This is a genomic window from Hallella seregens ATCC 51272 (assembly GCF_000518545.1).
Lineage (GTDB): Bacteria > Bacteroidota > Bacteroidia > Bacteroidales > Bacteroidaceae > Prevotella > Prevotella seregens.
In genome coordinates this window covers 87,262-104,772 of sequence record NZ_JADU01000016.1, presented here as the reverse complement: position 1 = coordinate 104,772, position 17,511 = coordinate 87,262, and the positions used below count along the sequence as shown (strand labels likewise).

10 protein-coding genes are annotated in these 17,511 nt (G+C 56.4%); 5 read left to right on the top strand and 5 right to left on the bottom strand.

The window, feature by feature from the left end:
- Nucleotides 1-140 precede the first annotated feature (140 nt).
- The 3 genes from L888_RS13455 to L888_RS0106740 all read right to left on the bottom strand — a co-directional run bounded on the left by L888_RS13455 (nucleotide 141) and on the right by L888_RS0106740 (nucleotide 3,850).
- Nucleotides 141-299, bottom strand: coding sequence for a hypothetical protein (locus L888_RS13455; RefSeq protein WP_245594838.1), 159 nt, complete (start codon nucleotides 297-299; stop codon nucleotides 141-143).
- Nucleotides 300-550: 251 nt separating this feature from the next.
- Complete coding sequence (locus tag L888_RS0106745) at nucleotides 551-3,382, bottom strand: fimbrillin family protein (protein ID WP_027952340.1); 2,832 nt, start codon at nucleotides 3,380-3,382, stop codon at nucleotides 551-553.
- A gap of 213 nt (nucleotides 3,383-3,595) precedes the next feature.
- Complete coding sequence (locus L888_RS0106740; RefSeq protein WP_027952339.1) at nucleotides 3,596-3,850, bottom strand: hypothetical protein; 255 nt, start codon at nucleotides 3,848-3,850, stop codon at nucleotides 3,596-3,598.
- A gap of 450 nt (nucleotides 3,851-4,300) precedes the next feature.
- Between L888_RS0106740 and L888_RS0106730 the strand changes: the two genes are divergently transcribed.
- On the top strand, nucleotides 4,301-7,291 hold the full coding sequence (locus L888_RS0106730; protein WP_027952337.1) for a DUF4450 domain-containing protein: 2,991 nt from the start codon (nucleotides 4,301-4,303) through the stop codon (nucleotides 7,289-7,291).
- A gap of 31 nt (nucleotides 7,292-7,322) precedes the next feature.
- On the opposite strand, the gene L888_RS0106725 is transcribed toward L888_RS0106730, so the two are convergent.
- A complete protein-coding gene (locus L888_RS0106725) occupies nucleotides 7,323-8,453 on the bottom strand; it encodes a sensor histidine kinase (RefSeq protein ID WP_084567349.1) in 1,131 nt (376 codons plus the stop codon).
- Nucleotides 8,454-8,507: 54 nt separating this feature from the next.
- Complete coding sequence (locus L888_RS0106720) at nucleotides 8,508-9,851, bottom strand: sigma-54-dependent transcriptional regulator (RefSeq protein WP_027952335.1); 1,344 nt, start codon at nucleotides 9,849-9,851, stop codon at nucleotides 8,508-8,510.
- Nucleotides 9,852-10,093: 242 nt separating this feature from the next.
- On the opposite strand from L888_RS0106720, the gene L888_RS0106715 reads away from it, so the two are divergent.
- The 4 genes from L888_RS0106715 to L888_RS0106700 are packed head-to-tail and all read left to right on the top strand — an operon-like array spanning nucleotide 10,094 to nucleotide 17,501.
- Nucleotides 10,094-11,440, top strand: a complete 1,347-nt coding sequence (locus tag L888_RS0106715) for a TolC family protein (RefSeq protein ID WP_027952334.1) — start codon at nucleotides 10,094-10,096, stop codon at nucleotides 11,438-11,440.
- Complete coding sequence (locus L888_RS0106710) at nucleotides 11,425-12,678, top strand: efflux RND transporter periplasmic adaptor subunit (protein WP_027952333.1); 1,254 nt, start codon at nucleotides 11,425-11,427, stop codon at nucleotides 12,676-12,678. Before L888_RS0106715 ends, L888_RS0106710 begins: the two co-directional genes overlap by 16 nt.
- 54 nt (nucleotides 12,679-12,732) lie before the next feature.
- Nucleotides 12,733-15,072: a TonB-dependent receptor gene (locus L888_RS0106705; RefSeq protein WP_027952332.1), complete on the top strand. Its 2,340-nt coding sequence runs from the start codon at nucleotides 12,733-12,735 to the stop codon at nucleotides 15,070-15,072.
- Nucleotides 15,073-15,104: 32 nt separating this feature from the next.
- Entirely contained in the window at nucleotides 15,105-17,501 is a 2,397-nt protein-coding gene (locus L888_RS0106700; RefSeq protein WP_027952331.1) for an ABC transporter permease, read from the top strand.
- Nucleotides 17,502-17,511 lie beyond the last annotated feature (10 nt).

Here is a 17,511-nt window from a genome sequence, read left to right as displayed (position 1 = left end):
GATGGGCAGGGAACGGTTGATTCAGTACATACAACACGACGGAAAACGAAAAATCTCGGTAGCGGTTGAAAACGACCGTCCCACGCTCCAATCGAAGTGGAGCGTGGGACGGATTTTTTTCTTGGAAAAGGGAATTGCGGTCAGAGCAGACCTGCCAACAGGCTCTTGAGATAGGAATCTGAGACATTGGCGAGTTCGCCCTTGTCGTAAATAGTGAGCAGGGTGATTTCGAGGTGGTCGTGTGTCGCAAACACATGGTAGGCTATCACCCTTGCACTACCGTCATACGCTTTCCTCAAATTCTCTGATGAAATCGTCAGCCTTTTGCATTTTCATGCCTTTATCTTTCGCAGCCTTCAATTCGGCGACTGCGCGTGTCTGCCGGGGGCCGCCAATTTTCTGCAAATATGCCACTTTTCCCTGTTAGTTCCAAATCTCCACCGTTGGATTTTCGTTTCCGTCGTGTGTGTCAGTATGTCAAAGAGTGCTGGTATTCCAGCGGGCGGCCTTGTAGCCGCCCGGAGTAAACCGAATGAATCAAATCATCGGATTATTCTGCCACAGGGCGGGCAGAGTACCCGTACGCCCGAAAAAAGTAGAACTTCGGAACCGCGTTCATAAGGCTGAAGCTCATGCAGCAACCGGTGTTCGTTCTGTACGAAACGGCCGTCCAATACATTCCGGGGCCAGTGTACACCGAACCGTTGAGGTAATCGAGCATACCGAAAGCGGGGAAATATACGGTGGCATCAGGACTGGTAATCTTGTTGTTGAAATTCCAGCCATAATCCCATGCGCCGTTGGTATTCACTGAAGTTGGTATATTTTCATCGGTGAGGCAGAAGGTGAAGGCGTTGGATGCGGGCATCTTGAAGCCGGCAGGACAAGGGTCGTAGATGGTCTTGACGACGGTGTTGTCGTTGTGCCCCATTTGGGTTAGGTCCATCGACCAAAGATTGAGATAAGTGTAGCCCGTGGGAGGAACACCTGACCAACGGTTGCCATTCGTGTAGAATGTCCCGGGATGCTGGATGCCGTTCTGGATGGACATGTTATTGCCGCCGTTCCCGGTGTAGGAGCCATCGCTCACAGTCCCAGCATCGGGCATGGCATCCTTGCGCCCGAACTGGTAATAAGTGGCGGAAATCCTCTTGACGTTATTGGGATTCTGAGTGATGTCGATATAGGCAAACCGCTTTGTGCCATTGTTGGCTACGGTCTGCTCCACCTTGACACGGGCCACACGTGGCTTGTCGTAGGTTGTCGCATCCCACTTGCGGTAAGTAAAACCGAGCGTCTGCTTGGTGAAGTAGTAATCGAATCCTTGGAAATTGGTACATTTCACGGTTTCCAAAACATCGTCGTGGTCGAACCACAGGTGCCACGACCACATGATGGTTCCGCTTGCGTTCTTGACGGCGACAACAGCGTTGCCGTTACGGATTTTGTTGGCCGGCACATGGAAGTTGAGGTAAGAGTCCTGGCCATTGTTGGTTACGGACAAGCCGTCCACGATTCCGGCTTGGTCGGTCCATACGATAGCGGCCTGTGTGGCAGGGTCCGCAGCATTCTGCACGTTGATGTAAGGCGAATGGATGTCTGCATTGTTGTGATCCTTGAAGTTGCGCAGGAAGAGATGTTCGTATAACGTGCCTGGTGCTTGCCTGATATAGGCATGCTTGTTGTCCTTCCCGTCCGTGATGGCGTTGCCGTAGACCAGTGGAATCTTGTAGTGGCCCGGGGCCGAGATGAGGTAGGAGTTGGCCGTGTTGCGCTTCGCCGTGGGATTGCCCTTGAAGTCGTGCATGGACAGGTCGTAGTAGCCGTCGGGGCCGGTTTTGGCCGTGGCCTCGCGCAACACCTTGTTGTAGGACTCCATTTTGTCGATTATCGGTGCAGCCTGGATCGTGGCCTTGCCGGTTTCTGGGCTCCATGCAGAGCCGTCGCCCTCCTCCGCGGTCAGGGCGGTGAGCCATGCGGGCTTGGCGGTGGTTTCGGGGCCGAATGTTGCGCCGCCGTCGGCACTCTCCTGATAGCCCACGACTTTCCACTTCACGGGCTGGCGTGTGCCCGAGGTCTCGCGGTAGCTCTGTATGCCGTAGTTGCCGGTCTGGGTGTCGGTGTACTCTGCGGCATTGGGGATGGGGGTGATGGTGAGCTGGTATTCCCACGAGGAGTTCTTCTGCGAGAGGGCGTAGGTCTTCGTGGTGCCGGGCTTCCACCTGCCCGAGAGGTCGGCCTCGATGGGTGTGGAGTTGTCTGAGAAGTAAACTTTCACCTTCACGCCCGTGAGCTCCTGCGGAATCATGTAGAACGTGTAGTTGTCGTTGTTGATGCCTGTGATGAGTTGGTTGGGAGACTGCGAGGTGCTCACGTTCACCGTGCCGTCTCCACCGAGGGTAAAGGTGGCCGTGGAGGCGTCGAGGCTGCTCCAGGTGCCGGTGCTGTTGCCGTCGGTGGGCAGGACGTAGCGGCCCTTGTTCCTGGCGCCGATGATCTCTATCTTGCTGATCCGCTTGTTGTACGAGAGGTTCTGTCCCACCTTGAAGCGCACGGCGGTGAGGGCGTGGCGGAACTTGAGGTCGGTCCGCGGGGCCACGTCGGGCGTGTCGTAATGCACGAGGCCCGAGCAGGCTGTCATGAGGTCTTTCTGGTTCTTCACGTTCGGCTCCACCTCGAAGTCCACGTAAGGCGTGCCGGCGTAGGTGTCGGGCGAGATCTTGAGCTTGGCGTAGCTTGCGGCCTCGCGCGGGGCAATGGCGAAAAACTTGGCGTAGGGCCGGATGATCCACCAGTAGATGGGACTCACGAGGGTGCCGTCGGGCCGCGTGTCCTTGTCGTGGAACCATGGCAGCTGGCCGATGTCGGTGGCCGAAGTGCCGCGGTAGCCGATGGTGGTGAAGTTGCCCAGCGTGGCCAGTGTGGTGACGTTGGCGCGGGTGGCCGGGCCGTCCGTGCTGCCGTTGTCCGGGGCCTCTGTGCCCTCTGCGGCATTAGCGGTGCCCGTGGGGTTGAAGATGCCGGGTGTGGTGGTCTCGATGAGGCAGAGGTCGGCCCCGGCGGCTCCCTGCACGGCGAGCTTCTGCGTGGTAAGGTCTGCGGGCGTGAGGTTCATCATGCCCAGTTGCTCGCTGAACGCCGCGCGCGTCACGGGCACGCCCGGCATGGCTTTGGCGGCGGTCTGCGCGTCGTCCTGCGCTTCGCTCACGTTGAAGGCCACGGCGGCGTTCCTGTCGCCCTCCTCGCCCAGGTTCTTGCCCAAGTCCTCGTTGGCGCACGAGCCGAGGAAGAACCCGCCGAAACCTGTGAGCCCCGCGAGGCACACACTCATGAACGCCGCCCTGCGGGCCCTGCGCTCCAGATATTCCTTGAATCTTATCATGGTTGTTGCTTGTTGTTTAATCGTTGTCTACTTGTCAGCTTGCTTGCTGACTCACTTGCTTGTTTTCTTAATGGTCTGCTTGTCTTAAGAGTGGCTCCGTTCCTGCTTCTCCTTTTCTCCGCGTCTCTGTGTGGGAGCTACACGAGTATGGCTCACGCAGAGGCGCAGAGGAAAGGAGGGATCGCGACAGCACCTTTTACTCTTTTACTTTTATCACTCTTCCCACGCGTCCCATCTGTTGATCCGTTTGGCTCCGGAGATTTCCGTGTCGTCATCATCCTCTACAAGGTCTTCGATGCTGACGCTGCCTTTGTTGCCTACGGGGCCTCCTCCACCAGGCTGAACCGCCGGGCTACCGGCAAGGATGGTGTTTTCGTTCTCCACGGCGATGATTTCGCAGTTGGGGCAGACATAGGGTTGCCTGTGCTTGTCTTGCTCTTTTTTTGTTTTCATGTTTATACGCTTCATTTTAGTTTGGATTTAACTTGCTTTTTGAGTGCTTAAAAGCTGCTTATTTCCGTTTTCGCTCTGCTGCGAAAAGGGCACGAAAAGTGGGGCAAAGGAAACTCCGGGGAGTCCTTTGCCTATTGGGGTTGCGCGAGGTTCGCCTCGCGCGCGTACGCGTGTATGTTTTAGAGAGAGGTTACGCCAGTGGCTTGAGAGAGAGAGAGAGAGAGAGAGAGAGTAGCAAATTATTTGGAACTACCAAACAATTCGACGAAAAATTTGCAGGAAATTTTGCGATTCCCTGCGCCTCTTCAGCTCTGTTGTATCTCTTAATGGTGTACATGTTTTGCGACAAATGCGGTGCAAAGGTAGTGAAAGTTTGCGGAACGGGCAAAAGAAAGTTGAAATAATCACGAAAATGACATCTTTTGATTAACTTTACAGCGCAAATCACTTATTCAACAAACAGAAATGAAACGAAACAATCTACTCTTCCTTGCACACCTCGTCTGCATGTTCATATCGGGAGTCCCGGCAAGGGCGCAGGGCACGGCTGCTGTGGCGCGCCCTACGTCTTATCTTCCCTCAGGGCTCGACATTGTGTGCATCAACGGCCGGCAGCGCTACACGCGGGCCCTCTATGGCGGCCCCACCGTCTTCCGACTGGAGACGAGCGACAGGCCGGTTTTCGCCACCTATTATAATAAGGGAGGTCATCGGCACATCGATTTTGCACTTCGTGTGGGAACGGCGAAACTGCCACTCGACTCCACGGCATGGTGCGAGGCCCGCTATCAGGGTGGCCGGCGCACTTATCGGCTGCGTGACCCACAATGGGGCGGGGGAGAGCTGCACGTCACGGCTCTGGCCGATGCCGACCGCGAAGGAGCCGTGTGGCAGCTATGGGCCACGGGGTTTGCCGCGCCGGTGACGGTGGAGGCTCGGCTGTCGGCCACCCGGGTGCAGAAGTTCCGTCGGGCCGGAGACATCGGCGGGTTTGATCGGGACGACGCTTTCGAGGCCGCACCGCCCGTTTTGCAAACCGTCAGTCTGGCACCATCTGCAGACCAGCCGGCCTATGTGGCCCTCGACACCACGGCCCTCACCGTGACCGACCAGCCGGCATTGGCCCGGCGTTACGACCGGGCCGAGCGTCACAGACAGGCACTTGCGAGCCGCGTCGTCGTTTCCACGCCCGATGTTTGGCTCAATCCCGTGGGCGGAATCCTCACGACGGCGGCCGACGGGGCCTGGGACGGACAGACGTGGCTTCACGGAGCCGTGGGCTGGCGGTCGCAGTTGCCCGGATGGCGTGGGGCTTATGCGGGCGACTTCCTGGGCTGGTCCGAACGGCAGCAAAGTCATTTTGAGGCCTATGCCCGCAGTCAGGTCACGGGCGTGCCCGCCGTGCTGCCCCATCTGCCGGACACGGCCAACCGGCTGGCCCGCGGGGCATACCGATGGGGCACGCCGATGTACTCGGACGGCTATATCTGCCGCACACCGGAAAACAACCACCAGTTTCACCACTACGACATGAATCTTGTCTACATCGACGAACTGCTGTGGCACTTTCAGTTCGATGCCGACACGGCGATGATGCGCCGGTTCTGGCCCGTCATCCGGCGGCATCTGGATTGGGAGAAACGCACATGGGACCCCGACGGCGACCATCTTTATGATGCCTATTGCTGCATCTGGGCCAGCGATGCCCTGCAATACAACAGCGGAGCAGTGACCCATGCCTCGGCCTACAACTACCGGGCCAACCGGCTGGCTGCACGCATCGCCGAACTTGTCGGCGAAGACCCGGAGCCTTATCGGCATGAGGCACAGGCCATTCTGCAGGCCATGAACTCCCGCTTGTGGATGGAGCCACAGGGACACTGGGCCGAGTTTCAGGACATGATGGGGCACAGGCTGGTGCACCCGGACGCCGCCCTGTGGACCATCTACACCGCCGTGGACAGCCGGGCCTGCACGCCCGGTCAGGCTTGGCGTGCCATGCAGTATGTGGATCGTCACATCCCTCACATTCCTTTTACTTATCAAGGCCAGCCGTATGCCACGCTGAGCACCAGCGACTGGGGCCCCTACGAGTGGAGCCTGAACAATGTGGCCATGGCCGAAGTGATGCACACCGCCTTGGCCTATTATGAGGCGGGACGGCCCGAGACGGCCACACGACTGCTGCGGAGCAATATCGTCGACTTCATGTATGCCGGAAAGTCGCCGGGCAACCTGGGGCAGCTCTCGGCCCTCGACCGCAATACGGGTGAGGGCTACCGTGACTTTGCCGACGTGACGGGCATCTGCAGCAGGGCCGTCGTGGGCGGTCTCTTTGGCATTACGCCCCAGGCTCTCGACGGGCAATGTGTCATTCGGCCCGGTTTCCCGGCCGAATGGGACAGCGCTGCCATCCATACGCCCTACCTGGACTACCGATTTGAGCGGCGGGATGGGCACGACATCTATACCATGAGTCAACGTTTTGCCCGGCCGCTTCAAATGGTGATCCGGCAGAATCTGGGCGGCGGTCGTTGCCGCGATGTGGCGGGTACGACCGACAGCGTGCAGACCATCACCCTGACATCGGTGCCCGCCGATTCCCTGCACGAGCCCTCAGACACGTGGCCGCAGCCCCTGCCGGAAGCCAGCGGCACGGCTTTTTGCGTGGACAGTGCAGCCCAATTCGCCCCAGTGCGCCTCACCCGCTACTTCAATGCCAATGTGACCGACATTTTCCGCAACAGTTATCTCTCGCCACGATCGCCCTATACGACGCTCGCCCTGCCCACGCAGGGCATCGGCGACTGGTGCTCCACCCTGCGCATGGCCGACATCGACGACTCTGGTCTGCGCACACTGGCCGGCCCACAGGGGCGGGTCATGCTGGCCGGAGTGCCATTTGCCACGCCGGCCCAGGGGCGCAACATCATATTTGCCAGTTTGTGGGACAATTATCCCGACAGTGTAACCGTACCGTTACATGGGCACGCCAACCAAGTTCTGCTGCTGATGGTCGGCTCCACCAACCCCATGCAGTATGCCATGGTGCAGGGCATCGTGCGTGTCGGCTATACCGACGGAACCGCAGACACGCTGGTGTTGCGTAGCCCGGACAACTGGTGCCCCATAGAACAGGATTTTGATGACGACGGTTTGGCTTTCCGTCTGCCCAAGCCTCGGCCGCTGCGTCTCTCGCTCCAGACAGGCCGGGTGAGCCGCACATTGGCCATCTCGCAAATCAAGGAATCGGCGCAGCCTGGTGATACGACGGGCATCAGGCATTCTTCTGCCGACCTGCCCAGTGGCAAGAAGCCCGTGCTCGACATTCCCGGCGGGGCTGCCCAGCTTCTCAGTCTTCCGCTCAATGCCCGCAAGAAACTCCGCAGCCTCACCGTCACCGCCGTGGCCAACGATGTGGTATTGGGGCTCATGGCCCTTACGCTGCAACGCTGATTAAATCATGAAGACGGTGGGGAACCGGCTTTTAGTTGAACGTCAGCCGGAAAGTGGTAAGGCAACGGTCGGGGATGCTGATGAGCACTACAGAACCATTGCTCACGCGCATGATTTGCCGCGAAATGGAGAGCCCGATGCCGCTTCCCTCGTTTTTCGTAGTAAAGAAAGGTATAAAGATATGTGACGCCACTTCTTCCGGAATCTGCGGACCGTCATTGCTGATGTCTATGACCACCGATTCCTGTGCATTGCTGTAGGCATGCAGCCAAATGTTGCCGCCCGGGCCCAAGGCCTGGGCGGCGTTTTTCATGATGTTGGTGACCACGCGTGTGATAAGCCCCTCGTCGGCATAGACCAGCAGCTCCTTGGGTTCCACCTGAATGTGTATCCGGGCATCGTGCTTGAGCAGCGGTTGCGTCAGCCGGGCCATGCGTTCCAGGAATGGCTCTACATAGAACAATGTAGGGGTGGGCGTAGGCACGTGGGTAAACTTGCGATAGTTCTCCACGAAAGCCATCAGCTCTTTGCTGGTTTGGTTGATGACGTGCAGCCCCTCGTGCTGCTCTCCCGTCGACTTGCGCAGCAGGGTGTCACTCAGTGAGATGATGGGGGTCACGGTATTCATTATTTCATGGGTGAGCACACGTGTGAGCTTCACCCAGCTGTCTATCTCCTGGTTGGCCAGTTCTCCGTGAATGTCGCTGAACCCAATGATGGTGACCCGACGGCCTCGGAGCATCGTGTGCGACTGGCGAATGGAAAATCCTGCCAGCTGCTCCCGAATCTGCTGAATATGAGAGACAGTCTCTCTCTGCAGCAATGTTAGCGCGGCCCTGTTGCTGCGCAGTACGATGCCACGCTCATCGTCCATGACGAGGATGCCAGTATCCACGCTGTTGAGAATCAGTTCAAAATATTTCTCATGTTCAATCTGCTGCTCGCGCGCATGCTGCAAGATGGTTTTGATGCGGTTGAGCGAGGTGTTGAGCAGTTGTTCGTCGGCCTGTCTCTTGTCTTCGGGGAACCGAAAAGTATAGTCGCCGTTGTCCAGTGCGTCGAACATGAAAGCCACCTTGCGGATATTTCGCCGGTACCGTCTCAGCAACCGCACATATCCGACCAGCATCACGACGAGTACCACAATCAGCCATCCCTCCATCTCCATCATCTTTACCTCTATCCAAATTTTGAATTTAGAATTCTAAATTTTGAATTACAAACCGTATCTCTTGATTTTGTTATAGAGGGTCTGGCGCGAGATGCCCAGCTGTATGGCCACTTGCGAAAGATTGCTCTCGCAAGTGCGTATGGCCTTCTCAATGAGCAGTCGCTCCATTTCGTCGAGTGTCTGTGCCTCCTCCCTCGGGTCTCGTTCTTGTCGGGCCGTGTCACCGCTGATGTCGCCGGCATCCACCATCTGCCCGCTGCTTAGAATCACGGCCCGCTCGATGGCATGCTGCAATTCGCGGATGTTGCCATACCAGGGCAGCATGGCTATTTTTTGTTCGGCTGCAGACGAGAACGTCTTGCCTTGTTTGTCATACCGATCGGCATACTGGTTCAGAAAGAGTCGGGCCAATGGAATGAGATCGGGCTGCCGTTCGCGCAAGGGAGGCAGGTGCAAGTGAATGGTGTTGATGCGATAGAGCAGATCTTCGCGAAAACTTCCTTCGGATACCATCTTGGACAGATCGCGATTGGTGGCACAGACCAGCCGCACGTCAATGGCAATGGGTTTCGATCCGCCTACACGCACAATGCTCCTCCGTTGCAGGGCTGTGAGCAATTTGGCTTGCAGCCCATAACTCAGGTTGCCTATCTCGTCAAGGAAGAGTGTCCCGCCTTCGGCCAGTTCAAACTTGCCGGGGCGGTCGGTCTTGGCATCGGTGAAAGCCCCTTTGACATGCCCGAAAAGTTCGCTCTCGAACAAGGTTTCCGTGATGGCACCCATGTCGATGGGCATGAGCTGGGCTTCGTGGCGGTATGACAGTCGATGAATTTCTCGGGCCAGCACTTCCTTGCCCGTCCCGTTCTCGCCTGTGATGAGGATATTGGCATCGGTGGCTGCCACTTTCTCGACCATCGTGCGCAGTTCGTGCATGGCCGGCGATTCGCCCCAGAACATGCCGTTGTCCGTCTGTTTCCTGTCCGTGGCATTCTGTTTCCGACCTTTCTGTGTCTTGCGATAGGCATTGACAAGCGTTTCGATGAGCTTGTCGTTTTCAAAGGGCTTGACGATGAAGTCGGCCGCCCCCTCCTTAATCCCTGATACGGCGAGCTCGATGTCAGCATAAGCCGTGAAGAGCACCACCTCTGTTGCAGGGCGCAGCCGCTTGATCTCGCGAAGCCAGAACAGCCCTTCGTTGCCATTATTGATGCCGCTGCGAAAGTTCATGTCGAGCAATACCACGTCGGGCTGGTCTTCGCGCAGTCGGGCTGGAATATGGTTGGGACTGGCTATTGCCACCACGTGGGCAAAGACACCGGCCACAAGCATTTTTACCGATGCAAGTACGTTACGGTTGTCGTCTACAATCAGAAGGGTTCCTTGGTTCATGATTTCTACTTTGCAACAAAAATAGCCATTATTTGTTGAACAGACAAACAAAGGGTATGCTTTTTTGCATACACGTCCGGCCGCCGGCGCGCTATCCCGTATTGTCCGAATCATCTGCATTGTCCAATACTTGGACGGGAGTGTCTAATTCTTGGACATCCCCTGCAACCATCCTTTTTTAATAACCGTCTATGTTACAGCGATATAGTTTTTTGGCATGGCATTGGCCCTGTAAATCGTGTATGAACAGAATATTTCAACTTTTCCTATTGTCCACCGTCCACATGCCGGTTGTTGCCCAGAGTTCTGTCTGGACCATGGAGCGTTGCGTCGGCTATGCGGTGGAGCATGGCATCGACCTGCACCGGCAACGGGTGGAGACTGAACAGAGTCATTACGATGTCCGCATGGCACGGCTGGAGCTGTTGCCCACGATAGCCGCCGAGACGACAGGGCAATACAGTTGGGGCCGCAACATTGATCCGGAAACCAACACCTACAACACCATTACCACATTCAATAACTATTATAATGTAGGGGCTGTGCTCAATCTTTTTGATGGCGGACAGGCCATCAAGGCCCTGCGTCGTGCCCGCCTTGCCCGTGCCCAAGCCGAAACCACTCTGCAAAAACTGGCCGCCGACAAGGCTATTAACGTAATGGCTCGATTCGTGGAGGCCGTGTACAGCCGTTGTTGTGTGGCTTTGGCCAGCCGCAAGCTGGCCGACAGCCATGCCTTGTTGGCCAAGACGCGCCGCCTTTTTGAGTTGGGCGAGAAGAGCCGACCCGATGTGGTGCAGATGGAGAGCCATGTAGCCGATGACGACTACCAGTTGCTCCATCAGCAGAATGTGGCCCGTCAGGCTCTGCTGGCCTTGAAAGCGGAAATGAATTACCCCACGGCCGATTCCCTGTGTCTCGACACCACGGTTGCCACAGCCTTGTCTTCCGCTTCCCTGTCATCGACAATTGCTGGGGCTGAAAGGCTCTATAGCTCTTTTGAAAGCCAGTCTCCCGCCGTGAGGGCTGCCCAGCTCTCTGTAGAACAATCCCGATACGACAGGCTCATCTGTCGTGCGCAGCAGCTACCCTTGCTGAAAGTGGGAGCTGGCTTGTCGACCAATTATTACCGTAATCTCTCTCAGGAAAGTGGCAGTGCGAACCCATTCGGCCGGCAGTTTCACAACAACTTGGGCGAATATGTCTACCTGTCGCTTTCCATTCCTATCTTCGCCCCCGGTCGGTGGCGTTCGGCCCGGCGGGCCAAGACCGACTGGATGAAAGCACGGCTCAACCTTGTCGAGGTGCAACGGCAACTGCACGACGACATAGCCAAGGCCGTGATGGATCGCGATGGTTATTGCCGTGAAATGAGACAGATGGAGCGCAAGGTGGTGGCCGACAGTCTGGCCCATTACCTCTGCTGTCGCAAGTATGAGGAGGGCATGCTCTCCACTTTCGACCTCCACACGGCAGCCCAAACCCTGCAGGAAAGTCGCATTCGGCTGCTGCAGATGCAACTGATGCTTGTCTTGAAACAGAAACTTGTCAATTATTATCAAGGAGAACCGCTATGGACATCCAAATAAAACAAAAGAAATTTCTCATTCCCCGTAAGTATTGGGCTTGGATAGCGGGAGGAAGCCTGCTGGCCGCCATCCTGCTTTGGCTGGCTTTTTCCAACTTTGCATCCACTCTGCGCGTAGACCGGCGCGGACTCACGCTCGGCAATGTACAGCGAGGACAGTTCGATGACTATGTGTCTGTCGATGGCAACGTGGTGCCTATCCAAGTGGTACAAATCAGTCCAGAGGAGGGGGGCATCGTTACCGAGAAAGTGATCGATGAGGGAGCACGCGTCCACAAGGGAGACATCATCGTTCGACTGAGCAACAGCAATCTTGACCTTGAGATTCTCAATGCCGAGAGCGAACTGGCCGAGAAACAGGACATGCTGCGCAACACTCAGATTTCGATGGAACAAGACCAGCTTAACAACCGCAACGAGGCGGCGCAGCTGGCCATGGATCTGCAAGCCAAGCATCGTGCCTACAGCCATCAAGAAGCCCTGCAGCAGGAGCAGCTCAACTCGCGTGAAGACTATCTCCGTGCCCAGGAGGATTACGATCTGGCTGTGAAGAAGAACCGTCTCATCCAGCAGCGACTTCAAAAGAGTCAACAGTTACGCCGGACACAGATGGATCAGATGGCCGACAACCTCAACTCCATGCAGCGCAATGTGCAGCTCGTGCGTGCCCGCAAGGCGCGTCTCGACGTACGTTCCACCATCGATGGCGAGGTGGGGCTGCTCGATGTGGAACTGGGACAGAGCATCATGCCAGGGCAGAAAATAGGAGTCATCAACGATTTGAGCGACTACAAGGTGGAGGCTCAGGTCGACGAGCACTATATCGACCGTGTGCGCAGTGGCCTCACTGCTGTCTTCGAGCAGAACGGTCGCAAGTATCAGCTTGCCGTCCGAAAGGTTTATCCCGAGGTGCGCGACGGTCGTTTTCGCATCGATTTTGTGTTTCATGGCTCCCGCCCAGCCAACATTCGCACCGGCCAGACCTATTACATTGACTTGCAACTGGGCGAGGCCAAGCCTGCCGTTCTCATCCCTAAGGGCACTTTCTACAGCGTCACCGGAGGCCAATGGATATTCGTTCTCGACAAGAGTGGGCGCAAGGCCTACCGCCGCAAGATTGTCATCGGCCGGCAAAATCCACAATATTATGAAGTCATCGAAGGTCTGGAGCCTGGCGAACGTGTTATCGTGAGTGGGTACGAGGGCTATAAGGACAACGAAGTGTTGGTACTGGAGTGAGGCAACTCCTCTAAAATAGAAGATAGCATAAAACAATAGAACGACATACGGAAGATGAAAAAGCGTATCATCCACTTACTGACGGCCATGATGGCCCTGCTTGCTGCAACCACGTCGTGGGCCGTAGACACCCCCACGCCCCTTGCACCGGCACACAGAATAAGAGGCACGGTGACCGATGGACGCGAGCCGCTCGCGGGAGCCTTGGTGCGGCTCATACGTCCGGACTCAACTTTGGTCACAGGCATTGCGGCCAATGCCGACGGTACATTCAGTCTGCGCGACTTGGACAAAGGCAACTATCTGTTGTCCATATCGTGCCTTGGCTACGAAACGGTGACACTGTCCCTGCACAATGTGGAGAGCGATGTGAACATCGGGCAAGTGGCTCTCTCCATGGAGGGCAAGATGCTGAACGATGTCGAGGTCACCGCCTCGCGGCAGGTCAACAAGATAGACCGCCAATTGCTTATTCCCTCGAAAGCACAGATTGCGAGTTCAAACAACGGCGTGTCGCTGCTTCAGCGTATGCAGCTCGATCGTATTCAGGTGGATGCCCTCAAAGGTAGCATCACCACCACGCTCGGCGAAGCCGTTCAGCTGCGCATCAATGGCGTACAGGCCACCATCAAGGAGGTGCAGGCATTGCAGCCTTGCGACGTGCTCCGTATCGAATATCACGACATGCCGGGTCTGCGTTATGGCAATGCAGCTGCCGTGCTCGACTACATCGTGAAACACAAGACGGCGGGCGGCAGCTTCTCTGCCAGTGGCAGACAGGGTGTTTCTTTGCCCGAAGCCGGAGATTACCAGACCAATGGCAGCTGGCACAACGGCCGGTCGGAAGTAAAGGCTTCCGGCAACTGGAGTCGGCGATGGCTGAAATGGACGCGCGAGAACTACGAAACCTTTGTCTATCCCACGGACACCTTATATAATCAGGAACTCGGAGAACCCACCCCTGTGGGCTACGACAATGTCGATTTGTCCGCTGCATATATCCACACCGGCGAGAAAAACATGGTGAGTATCACCCTCCGCGACCAACTCGACAACAACCCCGACGAGATGTCAAGCCGCGTCAGTACGCTGCATCAGGGCGGCAAGACCTACCATGTGAACGACCATCTCTCCACCTGGTCCAACAGCCCCTCGCTCGACCTGTACTGGCAGACCGACCTGCCCCGCAACCAGCATCTTTATTTCGACCTCGTGGGCACCTACATCGACAGCCGCAGCGATCGTGACTACACGATGGGCACCAGTGCCAACGACATCTCGTCTGCCATCACCAGCCACACGCGTGGAGACAAATATTCGCTCATCGGCGAGGCCATCTACGAGAAGTTCTGGGGCAACAGCAAACTCTCGTTCGGACTGAAACACACCTGGCAACATGTGCGCAACAGCTATGCTGGAAGCGTGGAGGCCAATGTGCGCATGCACACAGACGACACCTACGGCTACGGCGAGTACCAGCGGCAGCTCGGCTCACTTACGTGGAATGTGGGATTGGGCCTCACCCGTTCTGCCTACAATCAGGAGGGAAACAAGCGCACCACCTATGTGCCGCGTCCCAACTGGATGCTTGCTTATGGCATCGGCAAGCACGTATACCTGAAATACCACGGCTATGTCTCGTCCTATTCGCCCTCGCTTTCCGATTTGAACGACGTTTCCCAACCCATTGATGCCTACCAGATTCAGCGTGGCAACCCCCACCTGAAGACTGTTACGTTCGTCTCCAACGACCTCATGATTAGCTGGAACACGCCGCATTTCCGTCTTATGGCGGGTGGGCGTTACAGCTATGACCATCGGCCCATGATGGCATCGACGTACGATGAGGGTGGCACTTTTGTCCGCACTACGGAAAACCAGCTCGGTTTCCACCGTTTGCAAACGCAGCTTTCCCTCACCTACAAACCTTGGAAAGACGGGCTTTCCATCCGGCTCACGCCGTTCTTCAACCGATACGTCAGCCTTGGACATGCCTACACCCACACCTACAGCAACTGGGGACTGCGTGGATACATCACCGCCATATACAGGCATTGGGTGGCAGAAATGTCTTTCCGCACCCGCTACAAATCGCTCTGGGGCGAGACCATCACCGACACAGAAAATGGGCACAACCTTGCCTTGGGCTACAACCCCGGTCGGTGGAGCATCAGTCTGGAAGTTTACAATCCTTTCTCCAACCACTATTCGCTGACCAATGTCGACCTCTCCCGTCTTGCTCCGGCACGCAAGGTGACACGTTCCAAGGACTTCTGCCACCTCTTTTTTGTCAATGCATCGCTCAATCTCGACTTCGGCAAGAAGCATGAAGGGAAGCAGAAGCGCATCAGCAACCGTGATGAAGACACCGGCGTGATGATAGGAAAGAAATAATTTCTCTGTATTTTCCAAACAACCCATTTCCCATGAAGACTTTTGAGACCATACATAGAGGACTTTCCTCCTATCTCATTTTTCTTTCGCGCAACAAGGCCTACACGGCCATCAACGTTTTTGGCCTGAGCTTGTCCTTGCTTTTCGTGTTGCTCATCGGCGTGTACACCTGGCAGGAGAGCCGGGTGGACCGCCAGTTCACCAAGGCCGACCGCATTTATATCTATGGCTTGGAGATGCACGCCCAGGGCGTGTCAGAGCTGTACACTGGTGGCAACTGGCGGTTGCAGAAGTATTTTCGCAGCCGTTATCCCGAGATTGAGAGTTCGTGTGCCTTGGCCAATTACTATCAGGGCGTGGTTACGCGTCAGGGCGACATGCCCACCAACTGCCTGACGTCATTTACAGACAGCACTTTCTTCGACATGTTCGACGTGACATTCGTTTTGGGCGACCGTCGCCGGGCCCTTGCCGACCGTGCCTCTGTCGTGCTCACCACCGACATGGCCACGCGTCTCTTCGGATCTCCGGAGGCTGCGATCAACCGCAAGGTGTTGTTTCGCGACGACAAGGTCTTCCGCGTGACTGGCGTGGTGCGGGGAAAAGAGAACACGTGCCTGAAGCCGGCCGATGCCTTCATCCGTTTTGAAAACATCGAATCTATCAATTCTTCCATGTTCAACGAGCGGTTGAGCAATGCCACCGGAGCACAGCTTTTCTTCCTTGTGCGCCCTGGTTCCAACTTCACGCAGAAAGAGAACGACATGGACGAGTACCAGAAGAAGTTCTTTTGGATATTCCAATCAGACGACATGCCTGTCTATACTAAGTTCGTTCCTCTCAACCGTTACTATTTCTCGGGGATTCAGGGTGAAATGGAGAACACGCTGAGGCAGGGTGACAGCAAGCTCGTGCACACGCTCTTCCTGGTTGGGCTTGTCATCCTGCTGTTCTCCGTGTTCAATTATATCAACCTCACCAATGCCCAGTCGTCCTATCGGGCCCGCGAGATGGCTATGCTGAGGCTGCTTGGCTCGCAGCGCATCGACATCGTGGTGCGCCTCATTCTGGAGAGCATCATACTCTGCACGCTCTCGATGGCTGTAGCCCTGCTGCTGGCTTGGGCCGCTACACCTTATGTGGCCCGGCTGCTCGACACCACGCTTCTGCTTTCCGTCCTGTTCCATCCCGTTACGCTGTTGCTGCTTGTGGCCTTTGTGTTGCTGCTGGGACTGCTGGCCGGACTCATCCCCGCCACCATGCTGTCGGCCAGCAAGCCCATCGATGTGGTGCGGGGAACTTTCCGATTCCGCAGCCACCAATGGCTGGGCAAGGCATTCATTGTGGTACAGAGCACGGTGACGATAGTGCTCATAGCCACAGCTTTCATCATGTCGGGCGAGATCAGACACCTCATCGCCATTCCCCGCGGCTACAACACACAGGGGCTGATGGAGGTCTACGTCATGGACGATTCCACCAAGATGGCAGCTTGGTACGACGGTCTGAAGCAGTTGTCCTGTGTGCAGAACCTGACCACTTGTTGCGGAACGCCTCATAGTGGCGGCAACAACATCACGTTCAACTTCAACGGAAAGACGCTCTCCACCCAGTGGCTTGTCGGCGACGAACAGTATATGAAGATTTTCGGACTGACGCTGAAGTCGAGCACCGGCCTACGCGGCAGGAATGGCGAATACTATGTGAACCGGCGTATGCTGGCTGACGAGGGTCTGCCGCTGACGAGCAAGTTTTTCTATCAGTGGGCCGACAAGCACGGAGTGGGCGAGCGTGAGACCCTGAGCGGTATATTTCGAGATTTCAACATCCGCGGACTCGGATCGCGCCAGCACCCCATGGTAGTCAAAATTGCCCGGCGGGGCAGCTTCCAACCATGGGCCACAGTCATCCAGATACAGGGCGACCCCGTAGAGGCCTACCAGCAGGTGCAGCAACTTTTCAAGCGTATTTTTCATGAAGAACTTGATCTTGACGAGCCTTACCTCGACCAGAAAATCGCCGCCGAATACAAATCGGAGACGCGCATTGCCACCATTGTGCGCCTGTTTGCCCTCATCGCGGTTGTCATTTCCCTGTTGGGCTTGGTGGCCATGTCCACCTATCACATTCAGCAACACCGTCGCGAACTGGCTGTCCGCAAGGTGTTTGGTTCGTCGGGTCGTCAGGTTCGCATGCGGCTCGTCACCTCTTTCCTCGCCTATGTGGGCATGGCTTTCGTGATTGCTGTGCCTGTCGTTTGGTATTTCATGGCCGACTGGCTGAGCCGTTATCCCTACCGCATCACCTGGTGGCCCTGGCTTCCCGTGGCCGGGCTCATCGTCTTGGCCGTCAGTTTCTGTGCCGTGGCGATTCAAAGTTGGGCGGCCAGTAATGAGAATCCGGTGAACGTCATCAAGGAAAACCAGTAAATCCTACTGC